The organism is Streptomyces sp. NBC_00647 (assembly GCF_045207245.1).
Taxonomy (GTDB): domain Bacteria; phylum Actinomycetota; class Actinomycetes; order Streptomycetales; family Streptomycetaceae; genus Streptomyces.
This window is the reverse complement of sequence record NZ_CP109040.1, coordinates 1,457,555-1,482,824: the sequence shown is the minus strand read 5'-3', so window position 1 is coordinate 1,482,824 and position 25,270 is coordinate 1,457,555. Positions and strand designations below refer to the sequence as shown.

Annotated in this window: 24 protein-coding genes; 11 read left to right on the top strand and 13 right to left on the bottom strand. The window is 70.8% G+C overall.

Annotated features, from left to right (window positions below):
- Positions 1–50: 50 nt before the first annotated feature.
- The 9 genes from OG788_RS06495 to OG788_RS06455 form a co-directional block, all read right to left on the bottom strand.
- Positions 51–470: a CBS domain-containing protein gene (locus OG788_RS06495; protein ID WP_406369491.1), complete on the bottom strand. Its 420-nt coding sequence runs from the start codon at positions 468–470 to the stop codon at positions 51–53.
- 506 nt (positions 471–976) lie between these two features.
- Entirely contained in the window at positions 977–1,855 is an 879-nt protein-coding gene (locus OG788_RS06490) for a potassium channel family protein (protein WP_406369490.1), read from the bottom strand.
- Between the two features lie 96 nt (positions 1,856–1,951).
- A complete protein-coding gene (locus OG788_RS06485; RefSeq protein WP_406369489.1) occupies positions 1,952–4,363 on the bottom strand; it encodes a glycoside hydrolase family 65 protein in 2,412 nt (803 codons plus the stop codon).
- Positions 4,364–4,410: 47 nt separating this feature from the next.
- Positions 4,411–5,310, bottom strand: coding sequence for a universal stress protein (locus OG788_RS06480; RefSeq protein WP_406369488.1), 900 nt, complete (start codon positions 5,308–5,310; stop codon positions 4,411–4,413).
- Positions 5,311–5,683: 373 nt separating this feature from the next.
- Complete coding sequence (locus tag OG788_RS06475; RefSeq protein ID WP_406369487.1) at positions 5,684–6,589, bottom strand: pyridoxamine 5'-phosphate oxidase family protein; 906 nt, start codon at positions 6,587–6,589, stop codon at positions 5,684–5,686.
- Positions 6,590–6,750: 161 nt separating this feature from the next.
- A complete protein-coding gene (locus OG788_RS06470) occupies positions 6,751–7,038 on the bottom strand; it encodes a DUF1876 domain-containing protein (protein WP_406369486.1) in 288 nt (95 codons plus the stop codon).
- A gap of 11 nt (positions 7,039–7,049) precedes the next feature.
- Entirely contained in the window at positions 7,050–8,438 is a 1,389-nt protein-coding gene (locus tag OG788_RS06465; RefSeq protein WP_406369485.1) for a nicotinate phosphoribosyltransferase, read from the bottom strand.
- A 39-nt stretch (positions 8,439–8,477) separates the two neighbouring features.
- A complete protein-coding gene (locus OG788_RS06460) occupies positions 8,478–9,083 on the bottom strand; it encodes a hypothetical protein (protein WP_406369484.1) in 606 nt (201 codons plus the stop codon).
- A gap of 164 nt (positions 9,084–9,247) precedes the next feature.
- Positions 9,248–10,069: a universal stress protein gene (locus tag OG788_RS06455; RefSeq protein ID WP_406369483.1), complete on the bottom strand. Its 822-nt coding sequence runs from the start codon at positions 10,067–10,069 to the stop codon at positions 9,248–9,250.
- 207 nt (positions 10,070–10,276) lie between these two features.
- Here OG788_RS06455 and OG788_RS06450 point away from each other — a divergent pair, with 207 nt between their 5' ends.
- The 8 genes from OG788_RS06450 (at position 10,277) to OG788_RS06415 (ending at position 19,433) form a co-directional block, all read left to right on the top strand.
- Entirely contained in the window at positions 10,277–11,146 is an 870-nt protein-coding gene (locus OG788_RS06450; protein ID WP_406369482.1) for a universal stress protein, read from the top strand.
- A gap of 37 nt (positions 11,147–11,183) precedes the next feature.
- Positions 11,184–12,659, top strand: a complete 1,476-nt coding sequence (locus tag OG788_RS06445) for an AAA family ATPase (RefSeq protein WP_406369481.1) — start codon at positions 11,184–11,186, stop codon at positions 12,657–12,659.
- An 88-nt stretch (positions 12,660–12,747) separates the two neighbouring features.
- Complete coding sequence (locus OG788_RS06440; protein ID WP_406376688.1) at positions 12,748–13,767, top strand: alcohol dehydrogenase catalytic domain-containing protein; 1,020 nt, start codon at positions 12,748–12,750, stop codon at positions 13,765–13,767.
- Positions 13,768–13,836: 69 nt separating this feature from the next.
- Entirely contained in the window at positions 13,837–15,627 is a 1,791-nt protein-coding gene (gene acsA / locus OG788_RS06435; protein WP_406369480.1) for an acetate--CoA ligase, read from the top strand.
- Positions 15,624–16,715 carry a pyruvate dehydrogenase (acetyl-transferring) E1 component subunit alpha gene (pdhA, locus tag OG788_RS06430; protein WP_406369479.1) on the top strand — a complete coding sequence of 364 codons (1,092 nt, stop codon included), beginning with the start codon at positions 15,624–15,626 and terminating at the stop codon, positions 16,713–16,715. Before acsA ends, pdhA begins: the two co-directional genes overlap by 4 nt.
- Before the next feature lie 2 nt (positions 16,716–16,717).
- Positions 16,718–17,716 carry an alpha-ketoacid dehydrogenase subunit beta gene (locus OG788_RS06425; RefSeq protein ID WP_406369478.1) on the top strand — a complete coding sequence of 333 codons (999 nt, stop codon included), beginning with the start codon at positions 16,718–16,720 and terminating at the stop codon, positions 17,714–17,716.
- Positions 17,717–17,718: 2 nt separating this feature from the next.
- Positions 17,719–19,185, top strand: coding sequence for a 2-oxo acid dehydrogenase subunit E2 (locus OG788_RS06420; RefSeq protein ID WP_406369477.1), 1,467 nt, complete (start codon positions 17,719–17,721; stop codon positions 19,183–19,185).
- Positions 19,182–19,433, top strand: coding sequence for an acyl carrier protein (locus OG788_RS06415; RefSeq protein ID WP_406369476.1), 252 nt, complete (start codon positions 19,182–19,184; stop codon positions 19,431–19,433). The genes OG788_RS06420 and OG788_RS06415 overlap by 4 nt, the downstream gene beginning before the upstream one ends.
- A gap of 25 nt (positions 19,434–19,458) precedes the next feature.
- Here OG788_RS06415 and OG788_RS06410 read toward each other — a convergent pair whose 3' ends face one another.
- The gene (locus tag OG788_RS06410) at positions 19,459–19,779 is read right to left on the bottom strand and encodes a CBS domain-containing protein (RefSeq protein WP_406369475.1); all 321 of its coding nucleotides are present in this window, start codon (positions 19,777–19,779) and stop codon (positions 19,459–19,461) included.
- A gap of 138 nt (positions 19,780–19,917) precedes the next feature.
- Here OG788_RS06410 and OG788_RS06405 point away from each other — a divergent pair, with 138 nt between their 5' ends.
- The 3 genes from OG788_RS06405 to OG788_RS06395 are packed head-to-tail and all read left to right on the top strand — an operon-like array spanning position 19,918 to position 20,950.
- The gene (locus OG788_RS06405) at positions 19,918–20,118 is read left to right on the top strand and encodes a hypothetical protein (protein WP_406369474.1); all 201 of its coding nucleotides are present in this window, start codon (positions 19,918–19,920) and stop codon (positions 20,116–20,118) included.
- Complete coding sequence (locus OG788_RS06400; RefSeq protein WP_406376687.1) at positions 20,097–20,333, top strand: hypothetical protein; 237 nt, start codon at positions 20,097–20,099, stop codon at positions 20,331–20,333. Before OG788_RS06405 ends, OG788_RS06400 begins: the two co-directional genes overlap by 22 nt.
- Positions 20,330–20,950, top strand: a complete 621-nt coding sequence (locus OG788_RS06395) for a V-type ATP synthase subunit D (RefSeq protein ID WP_406369473.1) — start codon at positions 20,330–20,332, stop codon at positions 20,948–20,950. Before OG788_RS06400 ends, OG788_RS06395 begins: the two co-directional genes overlap by 4 nt.
- A gap of 4 nt (positions 20,951–20,954) precedes the next feature.
- Here the strand turns inward: OG788_RS06395 and OG788_RS06390 are convergent, their stop codons facing one another.
- Genes OG788_RS06390 through OG788_RS06380 form a run of 3 tightly spaced genes read right to left on the bottom strand, consistent with a single transcriptional unit; the run spans position 20,955 to position 25,086 of the window.
- Complete coding sequence (locus OG788_RS06390) at positions 20,955–21,611, bottom strand: potassium channel family protein (protein ID WP_406369472.1); 657 nt, start codon at positions 21,609–21,611, stop codon at positions 20,955–20,957.
- Positions 21,608–22,267: a potassium channel family protein gene (locus tag OG788_RS06385; protein WP_406369471.1), complete on the bottom strand. Its 660-nt coding sequence runs from the start codon at positions 22,265–22,267 to the stop codon at positions 21,608–21,610. The genes OG788_RS06390 and OG788_RS06385 overlap by 4 nt, the downstream gene beginning before the upstream one ends.
- Complete coding sequence (locus tag OG788_RS06380) at positions 22,264–25,086, bottom strand: cation-translocating P-type ATPase (RefSeq protein ID WP_406369470.1); 2,823 nt, start codon at positions 25,084–25,086, stop codon at positions 22,264–22,266. Before OG788_RS06380 ends, OG788_RS06385 begins: the two co-directional genes overlap by 4 nt.
- Between the last annotated feature and the right edge of the window lie 184 nt (positions 25,087–25,270).

Genomic DNA, 25,270 nt, shown 5'->3' with positions numbered 1-25,270 from the left:
ACCTCCTGAACCGATGCTCGACGAAGACTCGCCGGGGAATGACAGGTCGGTCAGGAGGTCGCGCAGACGATCTCGACGAAGTGGCCCACCCGGTCGTCGGGAAGGTGACGTGCGAGGTCCGCCTCGCTGATCATGCCGACGAGGTGATGGTCGTCGATCACCGGCAGCCGACGGATCCTGTGCTGTTCCATGGTGTGCAGGACCTGGTTGACATCGGCCTTGGCATCGATCGTGATCGGTTTGCCCTGCTCCAGCTGGCCGGCGGTCATGGTCCTGGGGTCCTTGCCCCTGGCGAGACACTTCACCACGATGTCGCGGTCCGTGATGATCCCGTGGAGTCGGTCGTCCGGCCCGCAGACCGGCAGGGCCCCCACGTCCAGTTCTTTCATCCTGCGCGCCGCGTCCTGAAGCGTTTCGCTTTCCTGCACGCAGGTGGCACCGGCGTGCATGATCTCCTGGGCAGTCGTCATGGTGTGTCCTTCCGGCGTCGTTGTCGGCGCGGGAGGAGCTCGTGGAGTCTGACCCGCCCCGGCCGATCTCGTCCTCATGACCAGTGTCGGCTCCGCACCTCCCCTGCGCATGCCGGGCAAGAGACGGCCACGTCACCGCGTGGCGGTGCGCTCGACGACGTCCCTGGCCGCCAGCGGGCTCCCACAAGGCGGGCGTTCCGGTCTCAGTCGCGTCTGGAGCCGCATGACGACATGGCAGAGGCCGGACAGGGCACAGGCGATCACCGGATCGAGAGGCTCCGTACCCAGCAGGTCCTGGAGGGGAGGCAGGTAGACGCCGGCTGCCTGGAGGCCGAGGGCCGTTCCACCGCGATCAGCAGGAACGGGTTGGGCAGGCTGCCCGGGCGAGCCCGGGAGTCGAGTGCCCCGCCGAGCTGAGTCGCCCCGAGAACCAGGAAAATCATGGACTGTCAGGGGCATCCGGTCTCCCATGCCCACGCCGGCCGCAGGGTGCCAGCCTTGCTCGTTCACGGCTGAGCGCCGTCGCGGCCGTGGTCGGCGGCGTAGGCTGCGAACACGTCGGTCGGCGGGCCGCCCGTGTGGAGGAAGCGCTGGTCGAGGATGGAGGCGAGGTCCTTCAGCGCGCCGGAGAGCAGGGCACCCGCCAGTCGCACCTCAGGTAGTCCCGCGCCCTGCCCGCGCTGGGCGAGCACGGCGGCGTAACCGACCATGGCTGCCAGCGACGAGTGGTCCTCCCCGTCATGGAAGTAGTACGCCTCGGCGTACTGGGTGAAGTCGATGCGGACACGTGCGACGTCGGTGGCCAGACTGTCCAGCAGTAGCGCGCCCGCGGTGCAGTCGATCTGCCGCGTCATCGGATCCGCGTCACGCAGCAGGGCCAGCCGGACGGCCAGTACCCTCCTGCGGGTCAGCGCCGGATAGATCTCCAGCACCCAGGAGACGGTGGCCGTCAGGAGGGCGAAACCGATGAGGGCTTCGAGCGGTGAGACCAGACGGAGCCAGCCCTCGTCGGGTGCGATGTCGCCCAGTCCCAGGGTGGCCACCGTGACGAGCGACAGGTACACGGAGTCGAGCAGTGCCGGCTGCTGCGCTGCCTGGGAACCGGGGGAGAAGGTGAACGCCCCGGGCATGTGGGGCCAGTAGACGATCGCCCAGCCGAGTACGACGGTGACGGCCCACATGCTCACGACCGTGACCATGGCGAGCGGCCCGACGAGCCCGACTACGCGGCCGGGCGTGCGGAAACGCTGGGCGAGGCGCCACAGTGCTGTCATCACGAGGCGGCTCAGGCCACCGTGGCGTGTGGGGTGCCAGAGTGTGTGGAACAGGTCCCGCAGGGTGACCATGACGAGCCCGGCACCGGCCAGCGAGACCAACCACTTCATCCGCGTCTCCCACGGCCCTTTGGCATGAAACGGAAACCTGCCTTGGAGCCTAGGCCGTGTGCGGCGCGTGACGGTGCGGATGCGGGTACGCCACGCTCATTCGCTCGGATCATCCGCCTTCAGAACGAGCGTGCAGGTCTCCCCGGGCGCCACGGTCACGGCCCGGTCCGCCAGCACCACGCGGATCGCCGACTCCTCCGAGTCGGGCACGCTGATCTGCAACTGTCCGCTCAGGCGCCGTATGCGCACACCCCAGTGGCCGCGATAGCGCAGCGAGAATCCGTACTCGGAGAGCGCCGGAAGAGGCACGGGGTCCAGCCACAGGGCGTCCTCGCGTGTCTCCAGGCCCGTCAGCCCACGCTGGACCAGGTCGAGGGTTCCGGCCATGGCCCCGAGGTGGATGCCTTCGCCGGTCGTGCCGCCCTGGATGTCGGCGATGTCCGCCTCCAGGGCTTCCTGTACGTAGTGCCACGCCTCGGACCGTCTGGCTCTGGCGAGGACCAGGCCGTGGACGAGGCCGCTGAGTGTGGAGCCGTGGCTGGTGCGCCGCAGGTAGTAGTCGACTGTCCCACGCCAGACCTCGTCATCCAGGTCGTAGCCGAGACGCTCGAACAGGTGTCGCAGCTCGCCGGGTGAGAACAGGTAGCCGAGCATGAGGACGTCGGCCTGCTTGGACGCCTTGTAGCGGTTGACCGTGTCGCCCTCGGCCTCCAGGATCCGGTCCAGCCGCCGGATGTCGTCGTGGCGCGTCCGGTAGGCGTCCCAGTCCAGCTCGGCCAGATCGTCGTAGCCCTCGAACTGGCTGATGACGCCACGGTGGAACGGCACCCACAACCGTCGGGACACCTCCTCCCACTTCAGCGGTTCGTCACCGTCCAGCCGGATGCGATCGCGCAGCTCCTCCCGGCGCCATGCGGGAAGGCGCCGCAGGAGGTCCAGGGCGCGGCCGAGCACCCAGGCGGCGGTGACGTTGGTGTACGCGTTGTCCTCCAGTCCCGGCAGGACGGCGCCCGGGTAGGAGTCGTGGTACTCATCGGGGCCGACGACTCCACGGATGTGGTAGCGCTCCGTCTCGGGGTCGAAGGCCGCGAGATCCGCCCAGAAGCGGGCGATCTGCAGCAGGATCTCCGCACCCCGGGTGTGCAGGTACTCCGTGTCGCCGGTGGCTTCGCAGTACTGCCACACGTTGTACGCGATCGCCGAGCCCACGTGGTGCTGGAGCCGGGAGTGGTCCGGCAGCCAGCGGCCCGAGGCGGGGTTGAGATGCCACTCCTGGGTCTCCTCACGGCCGTCGCTGCCGCTCTGCCAGGGGTACATCGCCCCGCTCCGGCCGATCGCGGCGGCGGCTTCGCAGGCCCGCGGGAGGCGCCGGTACCGGTAGTTCAGCAGGGCCCGGGAGACCTCCGGGAAATGCAGGTTGAGGTACGGCAGGACGAACAGCTCGTCCCAGAACACGTGGCCCCGGTACGCCTCGCCGTGCAGCCCCCGGGCCGGGACGCCCACGTCCAGGTCCGCCGTGTGCGGGGACAGCGTCTGCAGGAGGTGGAAAAGGTGGAAGCGCAGGACGCGTCCGGACCGGCCGGGCACCTGGATCTCCGCGCGCCGCCACAACCGCTCCCAGACCGAGGCATGGGAGTTCAGCAGGGTCGCGAAATCCGCGGCCGAGGACACCCGGTCGACCGCTGCCCCGAGGGAATCGCTGATCGCCGTGTCGCGTGAAGTGTGCAGCGCCACGGTCTTCTCCACGGCGACGGGACGGCCGGGAGCGAGCGGGACCACCAGGCGGTGAACGGCACGGTGGCGACCCGGACGGAGTTCCGACGAGGTCGGTGGCCGGTCGGTGACGACCGTCCGGGCGGCCATGGCGACACTGATGTCGGAGGTGTTGGTCCGGCAGGTCAGCCAGACGGTGTGAGGTTCCCGCGCCCCGGTCCGCACCTGTGTCAGCTGGTGGTGGTTGAGGGCACGGTAGCGGTGGACATTGCCGTTGAGCACCTCGCCGTCGAGGCAGGACTCGATCTCGACCTCTCCCGACCAGTCCTCGGCGGTGAAGACCGTCCGCAGCGCGGCCAGGTGAGGATCGCCCATGTGCACGAGGCGGCTCTGCTCGACGGCGACCACGCCGACTTCCCCGTCCTGGTGGCGGAAGGCACGGGTGAGCGTGGCGCGGCGCAGATCCAGGGTGTGCCGGTGGTCCAGGAGGGCGTGCGGATGGGGGGAGAACCAGGGGCCCCACGCTCCCTCGGCGCGGCGCAGGCGGAACCGCAGGAGCAGCCAGTTCGGGAGGTTGACCAGGTCCTCGTTCACCACCTGTCGTCCCGCCACGGTCGACTCCGGGCGGTTGTAGCATCCGGCTGCGTAGGTTCCCGGGTAGTGCACCACGCCCGCCCGGCACTCAGGCACCGCGCCTCTTGTGGCGAAGTATCCGTTGCCGAGCGTGCAGAGCGATTCCCGCAGCCGCTCGGCAGCGGGGTCGTATCCCTTCCACTCCCACGTCCACTCCGACATCCGTAGCCCTCCTCAGTTCGGAAGCCGCGGGAGCTGCACGGCGAACCTCAGACCCGATGAGGGACGACGGCGACCGGGCACGCGGAGTGGTGCAGCAGGGTGTGGGCGACACAGCCGAGTTGCAGACCGAAGTGCCCGTGTCGGCGCAGAGCACCGACGACGAGCAGGTCGGCATCGGCCGATGCCTCCAGCAGGACACGGTGGGCGGGGCCCTCGACCGCGCGGCGGCTGACATCGACCTCGGGGTGCTCCCGTACGACCTCGCGCAGCGCGTCGTCGAGGGTGGCCGAGACTTGCTCCTCGGGCGCCACGGCGGCGTCCGCCGCGAGCCGGGGGTCCCCCGGGACGGACTCTGCGGGAGGGGAGCCCGGTTCGTGAACCGGACTGCGCCAGGTCCGTACGGCGGTCAGGGCGCAGCCCCGCACCTCGGCCTCTCGGGCGGCGAAGCGTACGGCACCCGTGCCGCCGGTCGCATCGCCGACTCCCACCACGACCCGGCCGAGGGCCCCCTGAAGGTTGCGCTCCTCGCCTCGGACGACGATGACGGGGCACATGGCGCGAGCCGCCACCATGAGACTGACCGACCCCAGCAGCAGCCCGGCGACCTCGCCGCGCCCGCGAACGCCCGTGACCAGGGCGAACGCCTCGGACCCCGCCCGAAGCAGTGTGGACACCGCATCGGCGGCCACTACATCGGCGGACACCTTCACCTCGGGGTCGCGGAGCCTGGCTCGTTCCGTGCAGGAGGCGACGATGTTCTGCGCCATGACCTCTCCGGCGGGACGATCGGTGCTGAGGGAGGGCCGGGCTCTTTCGTAACGCTCCCAGCGGGAGGCATGGACGAGCCGCAGCGACAGACCGTGGCGGGCCGCTTCGTCCACCGCCCAGTCGACTGCCAGCAGACTGGATTCCGATCCGTCGACGCCCACGACCAGGGGGAGTTCCATCGGGCCACCGCCTTCCGTCCCGTTGCTGACAAAACCCCTGTGAATACCGTCGCACCGCCCGCGCGCCGACGCGACATACGGGCGGGCGCTCGGACCGGGTGGCGGTCGGCGGGTTGCGATGCGCTGGCGCGCCACGCCCCGGATCAGCATCTGTCAGAGCTTTCCGAGGAGGGATGGTGACCGCAGAGGAGCACATCACCGCTCGCGGGACTACGGTCCACCTCGACGTCTGGGCGTGAACCCGGGCCGTGGACAGTCCAGGGTCAGGCTTCGATGTCGAGTACCTCCGACACAGGGCGGCGCCGTGTGCCGGGACCGTTGGGGCCGTATCCCAGGCGCAGGACGGAAGCACTCTTCGGTGGCCCGCGCCGGGTCATCCATCGGCCGGAGTGATGCGGCGGCCCGTGAGGTGTGCGGGCCGGATCGACACCCACATCTCGCGTTCACCGCCCGGCCATGGCGTGGTGTGGGCGAGTTCGGTGAGCCTGCGCATGGCGTCAGACTCCGTCACGACGCTCGCGGGGCCGACGGCGAGGACGCTCCAGCCCTGGCTGAGGGCCTCGTCCATGTGATCGATCTCGAAGGCGACCTCCGTTCCGATGGATGCCGCGGGTGTGGAGTTCGGCGCGGTCCGGAAGACGATCGCGTCATCGACGACCTCGTAGTTGACCGGCACGACTGCCGGGCGGCCGTCGGCCGCTGACACCGCGATGCGCCCAACGCCGTGGGTGGAGAGCAAGGTGCGGCATTCCTCCGGGCCGAGGTCCCGCAGCTGAGGATGCAGCAGCGCCTGTCCTTGGCCGGGTGGCAGATCCATTCCTCCGCCGCGCAGCATGGTGACGGTGGTGCCCAGCGCGTCGGCCAGCCTGATGAGGGTCGCCACACTCGGGTCGGCAGGCCGTTCCTCCAGGTACTCCAGGTAGCCGGGGGACATACGGGCGCGGCTGGCCGTCTCCTCGCGGCTGAGTCGCTGTCTCCGGCGTTCGACGGCGACACGTCGGCCGATGTCGCCGGGGCCGGGTGCCCCGGGCGGCATGGCCTCCGCCTCGGCCGTGTCGGAGCCGGAGGGGGCTTGGGCGCTCCCGGGCCGGCCGTGTTCGAGATGGCGGATGTGTGCATCGGGCCCGGGAAACACGAGCGTCACTTCGTCCGTGTCCGACCAGCGCACGTCGTAAGGAGGCGTTCCGTCCTTGTGATGGAGTCCGACGATCTCGCCGTCGCGCTTGGCGGCGTCCCTCGTGCGTTCGATGACGAGTTGGTCGCCGAGGTGAGCTCGCATGGCGTCCGCCTCTCCTCAGAATGGTGCTGTATCCAACGTGCCACGCGCGACGATCGGCCGCACGGGACCGATGAGCAGGGGAGGCTGCCCCGCCTCGCTCCCGCTCGGCCGTCGACCGACTCAGCCGGTGATCTCGATGCGCTGAGCCTTTCCCTTCTCCGTCACGTGGGCCACCCGGCGGCCTCCCGGCCGTGTGGCTGCGGTGCGCCCATGCCCTCGATGTCGCGCGCAGCGGTCTTCTGCAACTGTCGGGCCAGGTCGTTCATGGCCCGGCCCGCGGCCAGTTCGTCGCCGATCTCCGGCACGTCCACGTCCGCCGGACTGCAGTGCGCGCTCCCGTGACCGGTCAGTTCCCTGGTGCCGGTGTCCAGGGTCAGACGCGCCTTCGTCGTTCCCTCTTCGTCCTCGAACAGGTGAAGACGAACCTTCCATTCCAACGTGTGTGGCATCGCTCTACTCCCTACCTCGGTATGGACCGATGCGATCCTGCTGGGGCTCGTTCCGGGGCTTGCCGTGCGGGGACGGCCGGCATCTGGTCCTCGATGCGTTGCCGGACGTGGGCCGTGAGTACGCTCAGCCGCCCGGAGGTTGTCGCGCGGGGCGCGACCGGCGCCCGGATCCGGCGGGCGGCCGAGGGCAGCTCTCCCAGGTCCGCGGAGAGCCTCTCCCGGCACTCGTCGAGCGTGGGCCTCCTGCCCGTGCGCCGCCCGTTCAGCATCACCGTCTCCAGCAGCGGAACGCCGTCGTCGGGGGGCAACTCGTCGGCGAGAGCGATCTCGTCGGCGCAGCCGGGGCGGCGGAACACCTGCTTGCGGCCGGGTGCCGTCACCTTCGCCGACGAGAGCTTCATCACCGGGTGGCCGTCGAACTCGACCAGCTTGTAAGCGGAGTCCAGGTACGGCGCGTCGGCCGAAACGCCGATGCGGGTGCCCACGGCGTACGTGTCGATCGGTGCTCCGGAGCGGACGAGGTCGTCCACGGAGTATTCGTCGAGACCGCCACTGGCGATGATCCGCACGTCCGGCAGGTCCACGTCGTCGAGGATCGACCGGGCCCGTGTCGCCAGGTCGCCGAGGTCACCGCTGTCCAGCCGCACGGCGGAGCCGGGCCCGCGGTCCAGGTCCCGCAGGACACGTGCCGCGACGCGGACACCTTCGTCGGTGTCGTAGGTGTCCACCAGCAGGGTCACCGGGCCGGGGTGGCACCGGGCGAAGGCGCGGAACGCGTCCTCCTCCGTGGCGAACGCCTCCACGAAGGAGTGGGCCATCGTGCCGACGGCGGGTATGCCCTCAGCAGTGGCCGCCGCCACGTTGCTGGTCCCGGCGAAGCCGACCATTGCACCCAGACGAGCGGCCTGGAACCCCGCCTGCGGACCGTGGGTGCGCCGCAGGGAGAAGTCGACCACCGGGCGACCGGCCGCCGCGAGCACACAGCGTGCGGCCTTCGAAGCGATCGCCGTCTGATGGCTGAGTCGGTTGAGCACATACGACTCGACCAACTGCGCTTGCGGAAGAGGTGCGGTCACTTCCAGCAACGGCTCACCCGCGAGCACGATCCGCCCTTCCGGTACCGCCCGCACCTGGCCGGTGAACGTCAGGCCGAGCAGCGGCGCCAGGTCTCCTGGTGGCCGGTTCAGCGCGGCAGCGAAGGCGTCGACGTCCTCGGGGCCGACATGAAAGTCAGCGAGGTAGTCGAGTGCCGACTCGAGCCCCGCCGCCACCAGGAACCCGCGTTCAGGGGGCAGGGCGCGGACGAACAGGCTGAACGTCGCCGGGCCGGTCATCCCCTCCCGCAGGTAGGACATGGCCATCGTGACTTCGTAGAGATCGGTGGTCGTCGCATCCGACATCGGTGTCACCTCCTGGGCATCCGGTCGGTCTCCTGCTCGTCACCGGCGGAAGCGCGCGGACCACTGCGGTTCCACCAGATCCCACTCGGCGTCCCACTGCGCATACCTTCTCCGGTCCAGGACCAGGCGTATGCCCGCCCAGGCCGCGTAGGACCCGGCAGCCACGCCGAACGCCGCCATACCGCCCACCATCCAGCCAGTTGTCGTCGCATTGAGAGCGCTCGCAGGCGGACTGGTGACGGTTTCCTCCCGGGTCACCCACACTCGCACGGTGGCGCCCTTGGGCGTTCCCGGCTTCACCAGGGCCGCTCCCGTTCGCACGACACCGTTGGCGTCGGTCCAGCGGACCTGCGCCGGTCGCTTCGCACGGTCGTCGTCGCTCTTGACGCCCGTCGTCAGTCGGGCGGTGACCTGGTGCCGTTCCGCCGCCTGGGCTCGGACGGTGCGCATCGATGCCGCGTACGCGGTCAGTCCCGCACTGACCGCGGCGGCCGGCAGCCCGAGGACGAGAACGACCATCAGGATGCGGCGGAACCAGTATTCGCACCTGTCGGACGTGCGTCTCAGGGAGTTCGCGCCCTTGGGCGCGTGATCGCCCCGCCTGGACGGCGGACCGGATGCGTACGGCGAACCGTGTGCGCTCATGAGTCGGCCTCCAGCAACTCGCCGGCCGTCCCCCGCCACCAGCTCCCACCGTCGACCGGCAGTGGGTCCGGGGCACAGGGCCGAAAGTCCCTGTCGGGCCGGCTTTCGGCCCAGACCCACCGGTCGCCGGCCCGGTTCGCTTCCGCAGACCGTGGTCATGTCGGTCATATCTGGGGTACGACCGCGACGGGACACGGCGCGTGATGCAGTAGCGCGTGATTGATCAGGCCCAGTTGCAGGCCCGGGTGGCCCTGGCGCCTGCGGGCGCCGACGACCAGCAGGTCCGCCTCCGATGCCGCGTCCAGCAGCGCTCGACGGGCCGGGCCCTCGATCACCCTGGAACTCACCCGGGCGTCGCGATATCGCTCCGCAAGGCCGCGCAGGGCGTCGTCGAGGACCTGGGACGGCGGGCGCCGATGGGCCTCCATGGCATACCACGACGGAGCCGGCCGCGTGGTGAGAGTCCTGGATGACGGATTCCAGGCGTGCACCGCCGTCAGCCGGCAGCCCCGCACGTGAGCCTCCCGCAACGCGAACTGCAAGGCCGTACCGCTGCCCTCCCCCTCCTCGACACCGACGACGATGTTCCCGAACCGGCCGTCCCTGTGCTGAGCGGCCCCGCGCACCACGACGACCGGGCAGTCCGCCCGGGCTGCCACGGCCAGGCTGACCGCGCCCAGGAGCATTTCGGTGAGGTCTCCGAGCCCTCTGGACCCGAGCACCAGCGCGAAGGCGTTGCGTCCCTTGTCGACGAGGGCGGCGGCGGCGTCCTCGTGCAGCACCTCGCTCGACAACTGCACCGTGGGAGCTCTCTCCCTGGCGCGTTCCGAGGCGGCACTGATCACGTCGGACGGCTCGGGGTCACCGGCCGCCGCATGCACGAGGTGGAGCGGCACGCTGTGCCGGACCGCCGCGTCGGCGGCCCAGTCCACCGCCTCCAGACCTGGTTCGGACCCATCGATGCCGACCACCAGGGGAATCGCCACCGCACCTGTCTCCTCTCGCGGCGGTGTCACGCGTCGGCCTCCTCCTCCACGGCTCCACATGCGCCGGGGAGTGGATTGGGGTACTCCTCGAAGCAGAGAAGCACCGTGCTCGGGCATGTCGGCGACGTTCGGAGCGTGCACGGCATCGGACACGTTCACCGTCATCCACCGTCGTATCCAGCTTCGTACGAGACGGAGGCCGCCGCCATGCAGCCAGTCATCACCGTGGGCCTCGACGGCTCACCCGAGAGTCTCGCCGCCGCTCACTGGGCAGCCGCCGAGGCCGAGAAGCGCAGGCTCACGCTGCGTCTGCTGCACGCGTGGCCGCTGCTGGCGCCGGAGCCCGCGCACGCTTCCTCCGAGGTCGATCAGAATTACTGGGCGAAGCGTCTCGTCCACACCGCGAGGGCCGAACTTCAAACTCGCCACCCGGGCCTGACCGTTGTCGGGAGCCTGGTGGCCGACGACGCCCAGAACGCTCTGCTCCAGGCGGCGTCGGAATCCGAGATGATCGTGCTCGGCTCACGGGGGCTGGAGCCCGTCGAGAGCTACTTCCTGGGCGACGTCAGCATGCCGGTCGTGGCCCGGGCGGAGCGGCCGGTGGTACTGGTCCGCGCCGAAACCTCCGTGGAGGGAACACCGCCGGCACCCGCGAGCCGCGTGGTCGTGGCCCTGAAACTGAACGGATCCTCCGACGACCTGCTCGACTTCGCGTTCCACACCGCTGCGGCCAGGGAGGTTCCGCTGGTGGCTGTGCACGGCCGAAGCGTGCCGCTTCACGCGCGCGTGCCCTGGGGGGTGGACCACGACGCCACCGAAGAGATGACGCGGGACGCGCAGAAGGAGCTGAGCAAGGCGCTCCGTCCCTGGCGCGAGAAGTACCCGCAGGTGGACGTGGCCGACAGCATCCGTCTCGCAAGCCCCGCCAAGGCCGTCGTGCAGGCCGCCGAAGGCGCCGCGCTGCTGGTCGTCGGCCGGCGGGCACACCGGCACGGTGTGGCACCCCACCTGGGTCCGGTCGCCCACGCCGCCATCCATCACGGGCGCTGCCCCGTCGCTGTCGTCCCCCATGACTGAGCCCGGCCACCACGGGCCACAGCCCCCACGCGCGGAGGTGTGCGAGACCCATACCGCGATCGTGTTCTTCGCCGGGGACCGCGCCTACAAGGTCAAGAAACCGGTGGACCTGGGATTCCTGGACTACACCACGCGGGCGGCGCGCAGGCACGCGTGCGAACGCGAGGTCGCTCTCAACCGCCGCTTCGCCCCCGACGTCTATCTGGGCCTGGGTGAGTTCCGCAGCCCCGACGCCGAGGCGCCCGAACCCCTCGTGGTGATGCGACGCATGCCCGCGGACCGGCGGCTCTCCCGCCTGGTACGAGAAGGGGCGGTCCTGGACGACGTCCTGCGGGCCGTCGCCCGGCACCTCGCCGCGTGGCACGCGGAGGCGCCCCGCGGCCCGGACGTGGACGAGCAGGGCGCGAGAGACGCCCTGTCGTCACGGTGGGAGGCCAGCTTCGCGCAGGTCCACGCGCTGGCCGACGACGGCTCCGTACCCGAGGGGATGGCGGAGACGGAACAACTGGTGCGCCGCTATCTCGCGGGACGCGAGCGGTTGTTCGCGTCCCGTATCGAGCAAGGGCGGGTGGTCGACGGCCATGGTGACCTGCTCGCCGAGGACATCTTCTGCCTCGACGACGGCCCCCGTGTCCTGGACTGCCTGGAGTTCGACGACCGGCTGCGCTACGTCGACGGCCTGGACGACGCCGCCTTCCTCGCCATGGACCTGGAGCGGCTCGGCGCCCCGGAGGCCGCCGCGTACTTCCTCGCGCAGTACAGCGAGTACTCCGGTGATCCGGCTCCCGCGTCGCTGTGGCACCACTATGTCGCCTACCGTGCGTTCGTCCGTGCCAAGGTCTCCCTGATCCAGGCCCGTCAGGGCGCGCCGGGCGCGGAGTCGGCGTCACGCCGACTGGTCTCGACGACGCTGCGCCACCTGCGCACCTCTGCCGTCGGCCTGACCGTCGTCGGCGGGCTGCCGGGCAGCGGGAAGTCCACCCTCTCCGGTGCGCTGGCCGACCGGCTGGGGGTGACCCTGCTCAGCAGTGACCGCGTCCGCAAGGAACTGGCGGGTATTCCCGCGGAGCAGTCCGCGGCGGCCGGCTACGGCGAAGGGCTGTACACACCCGAGTGGACGGCCAGAACCTACGCCATCCTCCTCGACCGGGCAGCCGCCCTGCTGTCCGCAGGCGAGTCTGTCGTTCTGGACGCCACATGGTCCGACCCGACGCAGCGTGAATCGGCACGGCGCGTGGCCGAACGTACCAGCGCCGACCTGGTCGCCCTGCGCTGCCACGTTCCGGAGGACGTGTCAGCGGCCCGCCTGAGCACGCGCGCCTCCGGCCCGTCCGACGCCGATCTCGACATCGCCACCGCCATGGCGGCCAGGGAGCCCGCGTGGTCCGAGGCCGTCGCCGTCGACACCAGTGGCACGTTGGATTCCGCGGTCGCCCGGGCGTTGGCAGCCGTACGTCCCTGGGGCACCGGCCAGGCCCCGGTCTTCCGCCGCCCCTACATGGAGCCGGACTGAGGCAGACGCACGACGACACGGCGGTCCGTGTTGCCGGGGTGTTCCGGTGGGGTGACCGTGGAGGTGGGGGAGCGAGGGAGTGAGTAGCGTGCGAGCGCTCGTCTATCACGGCCCGGGGCACATCTCCTGGGACACCGCCCCGGACCCTGCGATGGAGGAGGCGACCGACGCGATCGTGCGGGTCGACGCCACCACAGTCTGCGGCAGTGATCTGCACATTCTGCGAGGAGACCTCCCTGAGGTGAAACCGGGGACGGTCCTTGGCCACGAGGCCGTGGGCGAGGTTCTGGAGGTCGGCCGTGATGCTCACGGTCTGCGCCCGGGCCACCAGGTGACCGTCTCGTCCTGCGGCCGCTGTCAGGCGTGCCGGGACACCAGGCGTGGGCAGTGCAGCGAGGGCGGTGGCTGGATCCTGGGAAACCAAATCAACGGAACCCAAGCCGAGTTCGTGCGGGTCCCCTTCGCCGAGCACTCCACCCACCGACGGCCTCCCGCGATCCCGCTCGACGACGGGCTTCTGCTCGCCGAGGTCCTCCCCACCGCCTACGAGGTCGGGGTACGGAACGGACATGTCGGCCCTGGAGACATTGTCGTCGTGGTGGGCGCGGGTCCCGTCGGTCTCGCCACGGTCGCCGTCGCGCGGCTCTACTCACCCCGTCGGATCATCGTGGTGGACCTGTCCGAAGCCCGGCTGGAAGCCGCCGCCCGCGTGGGGGCCGATGCCGCCGAAGTACCGGGGAGGATGATCGCCGAACTGTCCGAGGGACCGGGCGCCGACGTCGTCATCGAGGCATCGGGCGAACCGGACGGCTTCGTCCTCTGCACCCAGGCCGTCCGGGCGGGAGGACACATCGCCAACATCGGGACGCACGGCAGACCGGCCACGCTGCACCTCGAGTCCCTGTGGCGGAAGAACGTGACGATCAGCACCGGCCAGGTGGACACGTCCTCCACACCGTGGCTGATGGAGCTGCTGAGGTTCGGATACCTGACCGTCTCCCGGCTGGTCACCCACACCTTCGGCCTCGACCGGATGGAGCACGCCTACGAGGTGTTCTCGCAGGGCGCCACCACAGGTGCCCTCAAGGTCGTGCTGCACCGGGAGTGAGAGGAGCCCTGAAGCAGGAGCCCGAACGGGCCAGCCGGTCCATGGGACGCAGTGCCGGGAGGAGCACCGATGACCTGGGAAACCATCCGCAAGAACACGACATCGGTCGTCCCACCCCGTCTCGCCGACTACGAGCGGGCCTGCTCGGACTTCACCTGGGCACAGGCGCGTACCGAGCTGGCCGGGCTGCCCGGCGGCGGCCTCAATATGGCCCACGAGGCGGTCGACCGGCACGCGGCGTCCGATCACGCGGAGAGGGTCGCCCTGCGTTGCGTCGCCCGGGACGACTCCGTCGCCAGCGTCACCTATGCGGAACTGGCCCGCCGTACGGCGCGTTTCGCGAACGTTTTGCGGTCACTCGGCGTCGGCCGCGGGGACCGGGTGTTCACCCTGCTCGGCCGCTGCCCCGAGTTGTACACGGCGGTGCTCGGAGCCTTGAAGAACACCAGCGTGCTGTGCCCGCTCTTCTCGGCCTTCGGCCCCGACCCGGTGGAGCAGCGGCTGCGGCTCGGTGACGCCCGTGTCCTGGTCACCACCGCGGCCCTGTACCGGCGCAAGGTCGCCGAACGGCGGGCCTCGGTTCCGGGACTGGAACACGTCCTGATCGTGGGGCCCGGCGCCGCGGAACTGCCCGGCACCGTCTCCTTCGACGACGTGATGGCCGCCGCCCCGGACACCTTCACCATCCCGCCGACCTCGCCCGACGACATGGCCCTGCTGCACTTCACCAGTGGCACCACCGGCACCCCCAAGGGCGCGGTCCACGTCCACGAGGCCGTCGTCGCCCACTACGCCACAGCCGCGTACGCCCTCGACCTGCACCCCGAGGACGTGTACTGGTGCACCGCCGATCCCGGCTGGGTCACCGGCATGTCGTACGGGATCATCGCCCCGCTCGTCCACGGTGTGACGGTGGTCGTCGACGAGGGCGACTACGACGCCCGGCGCTGGTACCGGATCCTCGGCGAACAGCGGGTCGGCGTCTGGTACACCGCCCCTACGGCCCTGCGGATGCTGATGCGCGCCACACCGCGCCAGGGCCCGTACGACCTGCCGCGCTCCTACGACCTGTCGGCCCTGCGCTTCATCGCCTCCGTCGGCGAGCCCCTCAACCCGGAGGCCGTCTTGTGGGGCCAGGACGTGCTGGGCCTGCCGGTGCACGACAACTGGTGGCAGACCGAGACCGGTTGCATCGTGATCGCGAACTTCGCCGCCTGTGAGATCCGGCCCGGCTCGATGGGGCGGCCAGTGCCCGGCATCGAGGCGACCGTGCTGGAACAGGGCGAGGACGGCCGGGCCCTGGTCACCGACGGCCGGGTCACGCAGGTGCGAAGCCCCCAGGTTGAGGGCGAGTTGGCGCTCCGGCCGGGCTGGCCGGCGATGTTCCGCGGCTATCTCCACGACAAGGAGCGCTATGACGCCGCGTTCGCGGACGGCTGGTATCTGACCGGTGACCTGGTGCGCCGGGACGCGGACGGTTGGTACTGGTTCGTAGGGCGCGCCGACGACGTCATCAAGTCGGCCGGCCATCTGATCGGCCCGTTCGAGGTGGAGAGTGCGCTGATGGAGCACCCTTCGGTGGCCGAGGCCGGCGTGATCGGACGGCCGGACCCGGTCGCCGGGAACGTCGTCAAGGCGTTCGTGTCGCTGCGCCCCGGTGTGCCGCCGACTCCGGATCTGGAGCGGGAGCTGCTCGCCTTCGGCCGCCGCAAGCTGGGACCAGCCGTCGCACCCAGGGAGATCGCGTTCGACCAGAACCTGCCCAAGACCCGCAGCGGGAAGGTGATGCGCCGCCTGTTGCGCGCACGCGAACTCGGCCTGCCCACGGGCGACCTGTCCACCCTGGAGGGATCCTCATGAGCCCGGCCCGCCCCACCAGCGCACGGAAGGATCCGGCTCCCCGGAAGGCCGGCAAGAAGATCAAGAAGATCGCGAAGTCCAAGCGGAAGACGGGCGCCGGATCTCCGTCCGACCGTCCGGCCGCCGGGCACCGGACGGATCTGCTGGAGGCCATGCTGCGCATCCGGCGCTTCGAGGAGCGGTGTGTCGAGCTGTACAGCGCCACGAAGATCCGGGGTTTCGTCCACCTGTACATCGGCGAGGAGGCCGTCGCTGTCGGCGTCAACGAGGCACTGACACCCGAGGACGCGGTCGTCGCCACCTACCGCGAACACGGCCACGCCCTGGCCCGCGGGATCACGGCCGAGGCCGTCATGGCGGAGATGTACGGCAGGACGACCGGGTGCAGTGGCGGCCGGGGCGGTTCCATGCACCTTTTCGACGCGAGCCGGCGCTTCTACGGCGGCAACGCGATCGTCGCGGGCGGACTTCCCCTGGCCGCCGGTCTCGCACTCGCCGACCGCATGCGCGGACAGGACCGAGTCACCTGCTGCTTCTTCGGTGACGGAGCCTTCGCCGAGGGCGAGTTCCACGAGACGGCCAACCTTGCGGCACTGTGGCGGCTTCCCTTGCTGCTCGTCTGCGAGAACAACCTCTACGCCATGGGCACGGCCCTGGCTCGGCACGAGGCGCAGACCGACCTGGCCATGCGGGCCGCCTCGTACGGCATGGTCGCCTGGGCCGTCGACGGCATGGACGTCGAGGCCGTGGAACAGACCGCACGTCGGGCCGCCGAGGCCATCAGGGCCGGTGCCGGGCCGCACTTCCTCGAACTTCGCACCTACCGCTTCCGTGCCCACTCCATGTACGACCCGGACCGGTACCGCGACAAGGCCGAGGTCGAGCGGTGGAAGCACCGTGACCCGATCGACCGGCTCCTCGACCGCATGCGCGAGGACGGCGACCCGGTCGACGAGGAACTCGCCGGGATCGAGCGCCGGGTCGCCGCCGAGGTCGACCACGCCGTCGAGGCGGCCGAGCAGGCGCCCGAGGAGCCGGTCGAGCATCTCCTGCACCACGTCACCAGCGCACCGGCGGAGGCGAGTTGACCATGGGTGACGGTAAGCGGCTGGAGGCGGCGAAGACGACCTACCGGGAAGCGATGCGCGACGCGCTCCGGGACGCCCTGCGCTCCGACGACCGCGTCTTCCTGATGGGCGAGGACGTGGGCCACTACGGCGGATGCTTCGGCGTCAGCCTCGGCCTGCTGGAGGAGTTCGGCCCCGAACGCGTTCGCGACACCCCGCTGTCGGAGTCCGCGTTCGTGGGCGCCGGCATCGGCGCCGCCCTGGCCGGGCTGCGGCCGATCGTCGAGATCATGACCGTCAACTTCAGCCTGCTCGCTCTCGACCAGATCCTCAACAACGCCGCCACCCTGCTGCACATGTCGGGCGGCCAGTTGTCCGTACCTCTGGTCATCCGCATGACCACAGGCGCCGGACGGCAGCTCGCCGCGCAGCACTCGCACAGCCTGGAGGGCTGGTACGCGCACATCCCCGGAATCCGCGTCCTCACCCCCGCCACCCTCGAGGACGCGCGCCACATGCTCGCTCCGGCGCTCGCCGATCCCGACCCCGTACTGATCTTCGAGCACGGAAGTCTCTACAACGTCTCCGGCGAACTCCTCCCGGCCACCGCACCACAGGATCTGGATCACGCGGCGATACGCAGGCCCGGCACCGACATCTCCCTGATCACGTACGGAGGTTCGCTGCCCAAGACCCTCGCGGCGGCGGACGAGCTGGCCGCCGTGGGCATCAACGCCGAAGTGATCGACCTGCGTACCCTCCGGCCCTTTGACGCGCAGACCGTCGCTGCTTCCGTGGCCCGTACCCACCGTGCGGTGGTCGTCGACGAGGCATGGCGGACGGGAAGCTTCGCCGCCGAGGTGTCCGCCCGTATCGCCGAGGAGTCCTTCTACGAATTGGACGCGCCCGTCGAGCGGGTGTGCAGCGCGGAGGTGCCCATGCCCTACGCCCGGCAGCTGGAGGAGGCCGCCCTGCCGCAGACCGCCGACATCGTCGCGGCCGCCCACCGGGCGGTGGACTGACCATGGCCGAGTTCACCATGCCGTCCCTCGGCGCCGACATGGACGAGGGCACCCTCCTGGAATGGCTGGTAGGGCCCGGCGACCTCGTCCACAAGGGGGATCCGGTCGCCGTCGTCGAAACCGCGAAGTCGACCATCGAGGTGGAGTGCTTCGAAACCGGAACCATGGCCGAGCTGCTCGTCGAGCCCGGCACGACGGTGCCGGTGGGCACACCGCTCGCGCTGATCGGGGCGACGGCGGAGACCTCCGGGGAACCGGAAGGAGCGGGGAAGCCGCACAGGACCCGGAAGCCACGCCAGGTCAGGCAACCCGAGGGCCCTGCAGAAACTGGGAAGACCGAGAAGGCGGAGAAGCGACGAGCGGCCCGTCGCACACCGAAGAAGCGCGAGCCTGCCAAGCATCCGTCCCCGCCTCCCGAACCCGCCACAGTCCCGGCCCCGGTACCGTCCACAGCTCGGCGGGGTGGTCACATGGAGGTGGGCCCGCTGGTCCGGCATCTGGCGGAGCAGAGCGGCGTCGACCTGGAGACGCTGCATGGTTCCGGAACCGGAGGAAGCGTCACCCGAACCGACGTCGAGAAGGCGGCGGCCGCCCGGCAGCCGCGCCTGCGTGTCACCCCTCTCGCGCGGCGACTGGCCGCCGAACTGGGCGTCGACCTGGCCACGGTGAAGGGCACGGGCAAGGAGTCGGCCGTCCGTGCCGCGGACGTACGCCAGGCGGCCCCGGGGCCTGTGACCGAGCCCCCGTCCGCGCATGCCGGCGCCCCCGTGGCACGTCCGTCCGCCGAGCGCCTCTCGGCAGACCGGGGGACCGCCATGCGCCGGGCGATCGCCGGTCTGATGAGCCGCGCCAACCGGGACATTCCCCACTACTACCTCTCCACGACCGTGGACTTGGCCGCCGCGATGGACTGGCTCCACGAGCACAATCGGCGCAGCCCGGTCGGTGAACGGCTGCTTCCCGCCGCTCTGCTGCTCAAGGCGGCGGCCCTGGCGGCTCGGGACGTACCCGAGCTCAACGGTTCCTGGACCGACGACCACTTCACGGCCGGTGGGGGCGTACATCTCGGCGTGGCCGTGTCGCTGCGGGGTGGAGGTCTCGTCGCCCCCGCACTGCACCACGCCGACACCCTGGCACTCCCGCAGTTGATGACGGCCCTGAAGGATCTGGTCACCCGGGCCCGTACGGGCAGACTGCGGGGCTCCGAGGTGTCGGACGCCACGATCACGGTCACCAACCTCGGAGATCAGGGCGTGGAGACCGTGTTCGGAGTGATCTACCCGTCGCAGGTGGCCCTCGTCGGTTTCGGGCGAGTGGTCGACCGGCCGTGCGCCGTCGACGGCCTGCTGGGCGTGCGGCCCATGGTCACGGCGACCCTCTCGGCCGACCACCGAGCGACCGACGGTGCCGTCGGTGCCCGCTACCTCACGGCGGTCACCCGCCTCTTGCAGAATCCGGAGCAGCTGTGAACATCGACCGAACCGACGCACTGGACATGGTGAGGGAATCGATCTCTCGGGTCGTTCCTGGCGCCGACGTCGCCGCACTGAGGCCCGACGATGCGTTCCGTGACGCGCTGGAGATGGACTCCCTGGACTTCCTGAGTTTCGTCGAGGTCCTCAGCGAACGGTCCGGCGTCCGCATCGAGGACGAGGACACGCTCCGGTTGACCACGCTGTCCGACAGTGCCGACTTCCTCGTCGCCCGCACAGGGTGAGACGCCCTCCGTGGACCCGAACGATTCAGACCGCTTCGGTGTCGTCGACGACACCCACCACATCGTCGATGTCCCCTACCGAGGCGAGCAGTTCGGGGACGAGTGCCGCGTCCACTCTCCCTGTCACGGTCACCACGCCGTTCTCCACGGCGACCCCGACAGCGCGTGGATCCAGCAGATGTCGGCCGACCAGGGACTCGACCTCGGCGAGGATCTCGGCGTCGTCACGGATCAGGGCACGCAGCAGATCGTGACGGCTCACCACACCGACGAGCCGACCGTGACGGTCGGTCACGGGGAGGCGCTTCAACCGGCCGTGCGCGGCCTTCCACGCTGCGTCCGCCACCCTCTCTTCCGGGTGGACGCTGCGGACGCATCCGCGGGCGGCCCGGCTCCGTCACGTGCTGCCGGTGCTCACCATGCCCGCGGGTGACATCACCCATCCCGTACCCGACCTGACCGGCTACATCACCGAGGACAGATCGTGCTCTCGCCGGAGACCCACGCGCGGGGGGTGTACCCGCCGCTGGACGCCCTGTCCTCCCTCTCCCGGCTGATGCGCAAGGGCGCCAGCCCGGGCCGTACCCGTGACGACCACCTCGACGTCGCCGCCCAGCTGCTGGCCGCCCGGCCCGAGTCCGGCAGGTTCGTGACCTCGCGGATCTGGTCGGCCTGGCGGCGCTGAGCCCCACCGACCGCCGCTACCTCGACTTCGACGAGGCGTTCCTGCGGGACTTCGCCGACCAGCGCAGCGACGAGTCCCGCAGCCTCGACGCCTCGTTGGAACGCGGCTGGCAGGCCCTGCTCACGCTGCCGCGCGGCCAGCTCTCCATGCTCCCCACCGGGCTCCTCGACGCCCACGGGGCGAGGGACGGACCGGACACGGAGGCGTCCCGATGACCGGCGCCCGCCGTACACCGCCCGGTCGGGCGGGACGGCTGCGACTGCGGCACAGCCTCGATGTCGCCGAACGCGGAGCCGACCTGCGGGAGCAGATGCTCCGTATCCTGCGCTCCGAGCACGAGCGGCTGCTGAGCGAGGAGAGGTCGGCAGCCCGTGCCTGGCGGGACCTGCTGTCCGAGGCCGAGGACTGGCTGCTGAGAGGGCTCTTCCTGGGCGGGGAACAGGCCCTGGACGCGGCCGCCGCGGGTATCGGTCCCGCCCAGGTCACACTGCGCTGGACCACCTCCATGGGGGTACGCCACCCTGCGGCGGCCGCTGTGTCCGTACCCGCCCGATCACCCACCACCGCCGCTCCCACGAACACCGCCCTCGTGCACGCCGAAGCGGCCTACGGTCGTGCCCTGCGCGCCGGCGGCGAGTACGCCGCCGCTCATGCTGCCGCCGAACTGCTGGGCGCCGAGGTCATCAGCACCCGGCACCGGGTCCGTGCCCTGCGGCGCCGCTGGATTCCGCGCCTGCGGGAGGCGCTCGACCGGGCCGACCTCGCCCTGGAGCAGGCCGAGCACGAGGACGGCGTCCGGCGGCGCTGGGCGGCTCGGAGCCCCGAGCGGTGACCGTTCACTGGAACGCCGCGTGGATCTCCTGCTCGGTCGCGTTGTGCGAGACGAGCAGGATCTCGTCACCGGGTCGGAGCCGCACAGCCGGATCCGGAACGGTCGGTTGTCCGTCGCGGACGATCGTGGCGACGACCGTCCCTTCGGGCAACCTGACGTCGCCCAGGGCGTGTCCCGCCGTCCTGGACTGCGGTGTGATGGCCGTTTCGATGACGTCGACGCCGGCCTTGCTGAGCCGCAGCAGGGCGACCGTGTCGGTGGCCCCGGTGGCCTCCTCGATGAGGGAGATCAGCGGGGTGGCGGCCGGGACGGCGACGTCGACGCCCCAGCGCCCGTCGAACAGCCAGGCGTTGTCGGCGTCGTTGAACCGGGCGGCCACGCGGGGCACCGAGAACTGCCGTTTGGCGAGCAGGCTGATGACGAGGTTGTCCTCGTCGTCCCCGGTGGCGGCGATGACGAGATCGGCGGTGAGAGCGCCGGCGTGTTCCAGGAGGGTGGGTTCACAGGCGTCCCCGGCGATGAGCCGTACCGGGACGCGCCCTTCCAGTTCGGCGACGCGGTCGTCGTCGGCGTCGATCAGCGTCACCTCGTTGTGGGCGGCGCCGAGCACCTGGGCGATCTGGGTACCGAGCCGTCCGGCCCCGGCGATGATCACGTTCACGTCCCCAGCTCCTTGTCGAGAAAGCCGCGCAGCCTGCCGAGCGCTGTCGCGGCGACGGCGAAGGTGACCAGGTCGCCCACCCGCGCGGGTGTGCTGTGCGCGGGGACCAGGGAGCGGCCCGCCCGGGTGACCTCGACGACGCGGATCTCGCCGTCGACCTCGAACTCGGCCAGCGGCCGCCCGGTCAGATAGGCCGGCAGTTCGGAGCGGTAGAGCAGGGTCTCGCCGTTGCCGAAGCTGATTTCGGGGGAGAGGTGGCGGTGCAGGAGCATCTGGTGGATCTGGTGGACCGTCCAGCGGACGCTGGCGATGGTGGGGATGCCGAGTTCGCGGTAGATGTCGGCGCGGCGGGGGTCGTAGATGCGGGCGAGGACGTTCGGCACCCGGTAGGTCTCCTTCGCCGTGCGCGCGCTGACGATGTTGCTGTTGTCTCCGGAGGTGACGGCGACGAAGGCGTCCGCGTGCTCGATACCGGCCGCCTGAAGTACGGCGCGGCTGTAGCCGTTGCCCTCGTGGAACCGGATACGGGGGCTTTCGGGCAGCCGCCGGGCAGCCTTGGGCCGCCGGTCCACCACCTGCACGTCGTGCCCCTCGGAGGCGAGCAGGCCTGCGAGGGTGGCGCCCACCCGTCCGCAGCCGACGACGATCACCTTCACGGTTGTGCTCCTTTCGGGCGGTCGGCGCGGCGGCGCAGCCACCACTTGCGGACCTCGTCCGCGATCAGGGGCAGGGTTCCGAGCCCGGCCAGTACCGCCCAGTCGGCGGCGTCGAGCGGGGCGGTGTTGAAGACGTTCTGGAGCAGCGGCACATAGCTGATCGCGGCCATGAGGGCGATGCCGAAGCCGCCCGCCGCCAGCAGGGCCGGATTGGACAGCAGCCCCACCTTCAGGATGCTCTGCCGGTCGGTGCGCACCGCGAGCGCGTTGAAGAACTGGCTGAGCACGATCCCGGCCTGGACCATGGTGATCGCCTCCCGGTAGACGGGCGTGTCCTTGGTGAAGTCGTCGAACGGGATGCCCGAGGATCCGACGTGCCAGAAGAAGACGGCGGTGACGCACAGCGCCTGGATGCCGCCGAGGAACAGGATCCGACCCACGACAGCGGCTGAGAACAGCCGTTCCCGGCGGGAGCGGGGCGGGCGCTCCATCACGTCGGGCTCGGGCGGCTCGGCGCCCAGGGCCAGGGCGGGCAGTACGTCGGAGCCCAGGTCGATCGCCAGGATCTGCACCGCGCTGATGGGTACCAGCGGGAAGCCGGCGAAGGTCGCCGCCAGGATCGGGACCAGCTCTCCGATGTTGTGGCTGAAGAGGTAGACGAGGAACTTGCGGATGTTCTGGTAGACCGCCCGGCCGAGCCGCACCGCCACGGCGATCGAGGCGAACGAGTCGTCCAGGAGCACCATCGAGGCCGCCTCCCGGGCCACGTCGGTGCCCGACGCTCCCATCGCCACGCCGATGTCGGCGTGTTTGAGCGCCGGGGCGTCGTTCGCGCCGTCCCCGGTGACCGCCACCACCTCGCCCCGCCGCTGGAAGGCGGTGACGACGCGCATTTTGTGCTCCGGACTGACCCGGCACAGCAGCAGTTCGGACGGTTCGGCGAGCAGCGAGTCGAGCGCCTCCTCGTCCATCGCGTCGAGCCGGGCGCCCGTCACCACGACCGGATCCGGCCCCCGTACGATCCCCACCCGCCGCGCGACGGCCTCCCCGGTGAGCGGGTGGTCGCCGGTGACCATGACGATGCGGATTCCGGCCCTGCGGCAGGCGGCGACCGCGTCGGCGACCTCCGGACGCGGCGGGTCGAGCATGCCGACCAGTCCGAGCAGCGTGAGTCCGGACTCTGCCTCGTCCTGCGCCGGGCGGGACCGGTCCAGCTCCCGCCGCGCGACGGCCAGCACCCGCAGCGCCTGCGACGCCAGCGCGTCACTCGCCGCGAGGACCGTCGCCCGCTCCTGCTCGGTCAGAGGCCCGCGGTGTTCCTCCCACTCCACGTCGGTGCAGCGCGCCAGCAGCTCAGCCGGCGCTCCCTTGACGCATGCCTGGTAGCCCGCGCCGTTCTTGTGCACCGTGGTCATCAGCTTGCGGTTTGAGTCGAAGGGGAACTCGGTCACGCGCGGAGCCGCGGCCTCCTCCGCGCCCGGGTCGAGACCGGCCTTGGCCGCGACGACGAGCAGCGCTCCCTCCGTCGTGTCGCCGAGCACCCTCCAGCGCTGCCTGCCCTCGGGCGGAACCAGGCGGGCGTTGCAGCACAGGCCCGCCACCCGGAGCAGTTCACGTACCGGCGCCCCATCGGCGACCTCCCCGGCCGGGGCGTACCCCACGCCGGTCACCGGGTGCACCGCGCCCCCCGCCCATACCCGGGTGACAGTCATTTCGGCCTGCGTGAGCGTTCCGGTCTTGTCGGTGCACACCACCGTGGTCGAACCGAGCGCCTCCACCGCCAGCAGTTTCTTGATCAGAGCACGGCGGCGCGCCATCCGCCGCACGCCGATCGCCAGGGACACCGAAAGCGTGGCGGGCAGCCCTTCCGGCACCATCGCCACCATCACCCCCAGCGCGAACACGAACGTGGGCACCAGGGACTCCCCGGTGGGCAGCCGCACGGCGAACATCAGGGCGCCGATCGCCAGGGCAGTCCCCGCCACCCGGCGCGCCATGGAGGCCACCTGATGCTGCAGTGGGGTCTTCTGCTGCGGGGCCGCTGCGGCCAGACGGTAGATCCGCCCGAACTCGGTCGTCGCACCGGTGGCGAAGACCACGACCCGTCCGGACCCGGCGACGACGTCGGTTCCCATGAACACGCAGTTGCGGGCCTCCAGCGGCGGCCCGGCCGCCACCGGATCGGCCGTACGGCCCACGGCGTTGCTCTCTCCGGTCAACGGCGCGTTGTTCACCGCCAACTCGTGCGCCTCGACCACCCGGCAGTCCGCCGGCACGGCGTCCCCGGCCTCCAGCACCACCACATCCCCCGGCACCAGATCCCGGGCAGGCACCTCCAGCCGTCGACCGTCACGCAGCACCCGGCAGGCATGGGGGACCATCGCCTCCAGCGCCTGAGCCGTCCGCTCGGCCGAGTACTCCTGCGCGAAGCCGATGGCGGCGTTCAGCACCACGACGCACAAGATCGCCACCGCGAGCTGAAGAGTGCCCACGTCACGCGGCTCCTGAAGCCCGTAGGCCAAGAACGTGATCACCGACGCGACCAGCAGCACGACCGCGAAGAGGTCCGTGAACTGCGCCCCCAGCTGCCGCCACACGGGGCGGCGCCTCGTACGCGGCATCTCGTTGGCCCCGTACCGCTCCAGCCCCGCCCGTGCCCGATCCGCCGACAAGCCGCGCCGTGAGGTGCCCAGCGCGGTGAAGACGTCACCGGCGGCGAGTTCCCGTACCGGAGGACGTGGACCGGAACCGGACGTGGCGTCGACCGCCGCGTCCGCCCCTCCGCCCGGCACCAGCGGGTCCGTACCGGTGCGCATCATCCGAACCCGTATGGCGCCGAGGTCCTCGGTTCCGGCGGAACCGGTCGGTTCGCGCGGAGGGCCTTGCGTGAGGTTTCCATCACGGACTCCAGTGAGTTCGGCGGCCGTCCCCCGCCGGTGTGCCGCCCCCGATCGTCGGCGGGGCTGCTCCTCATCCTGTGACGGGTCGGCCTGCGCCACCAGG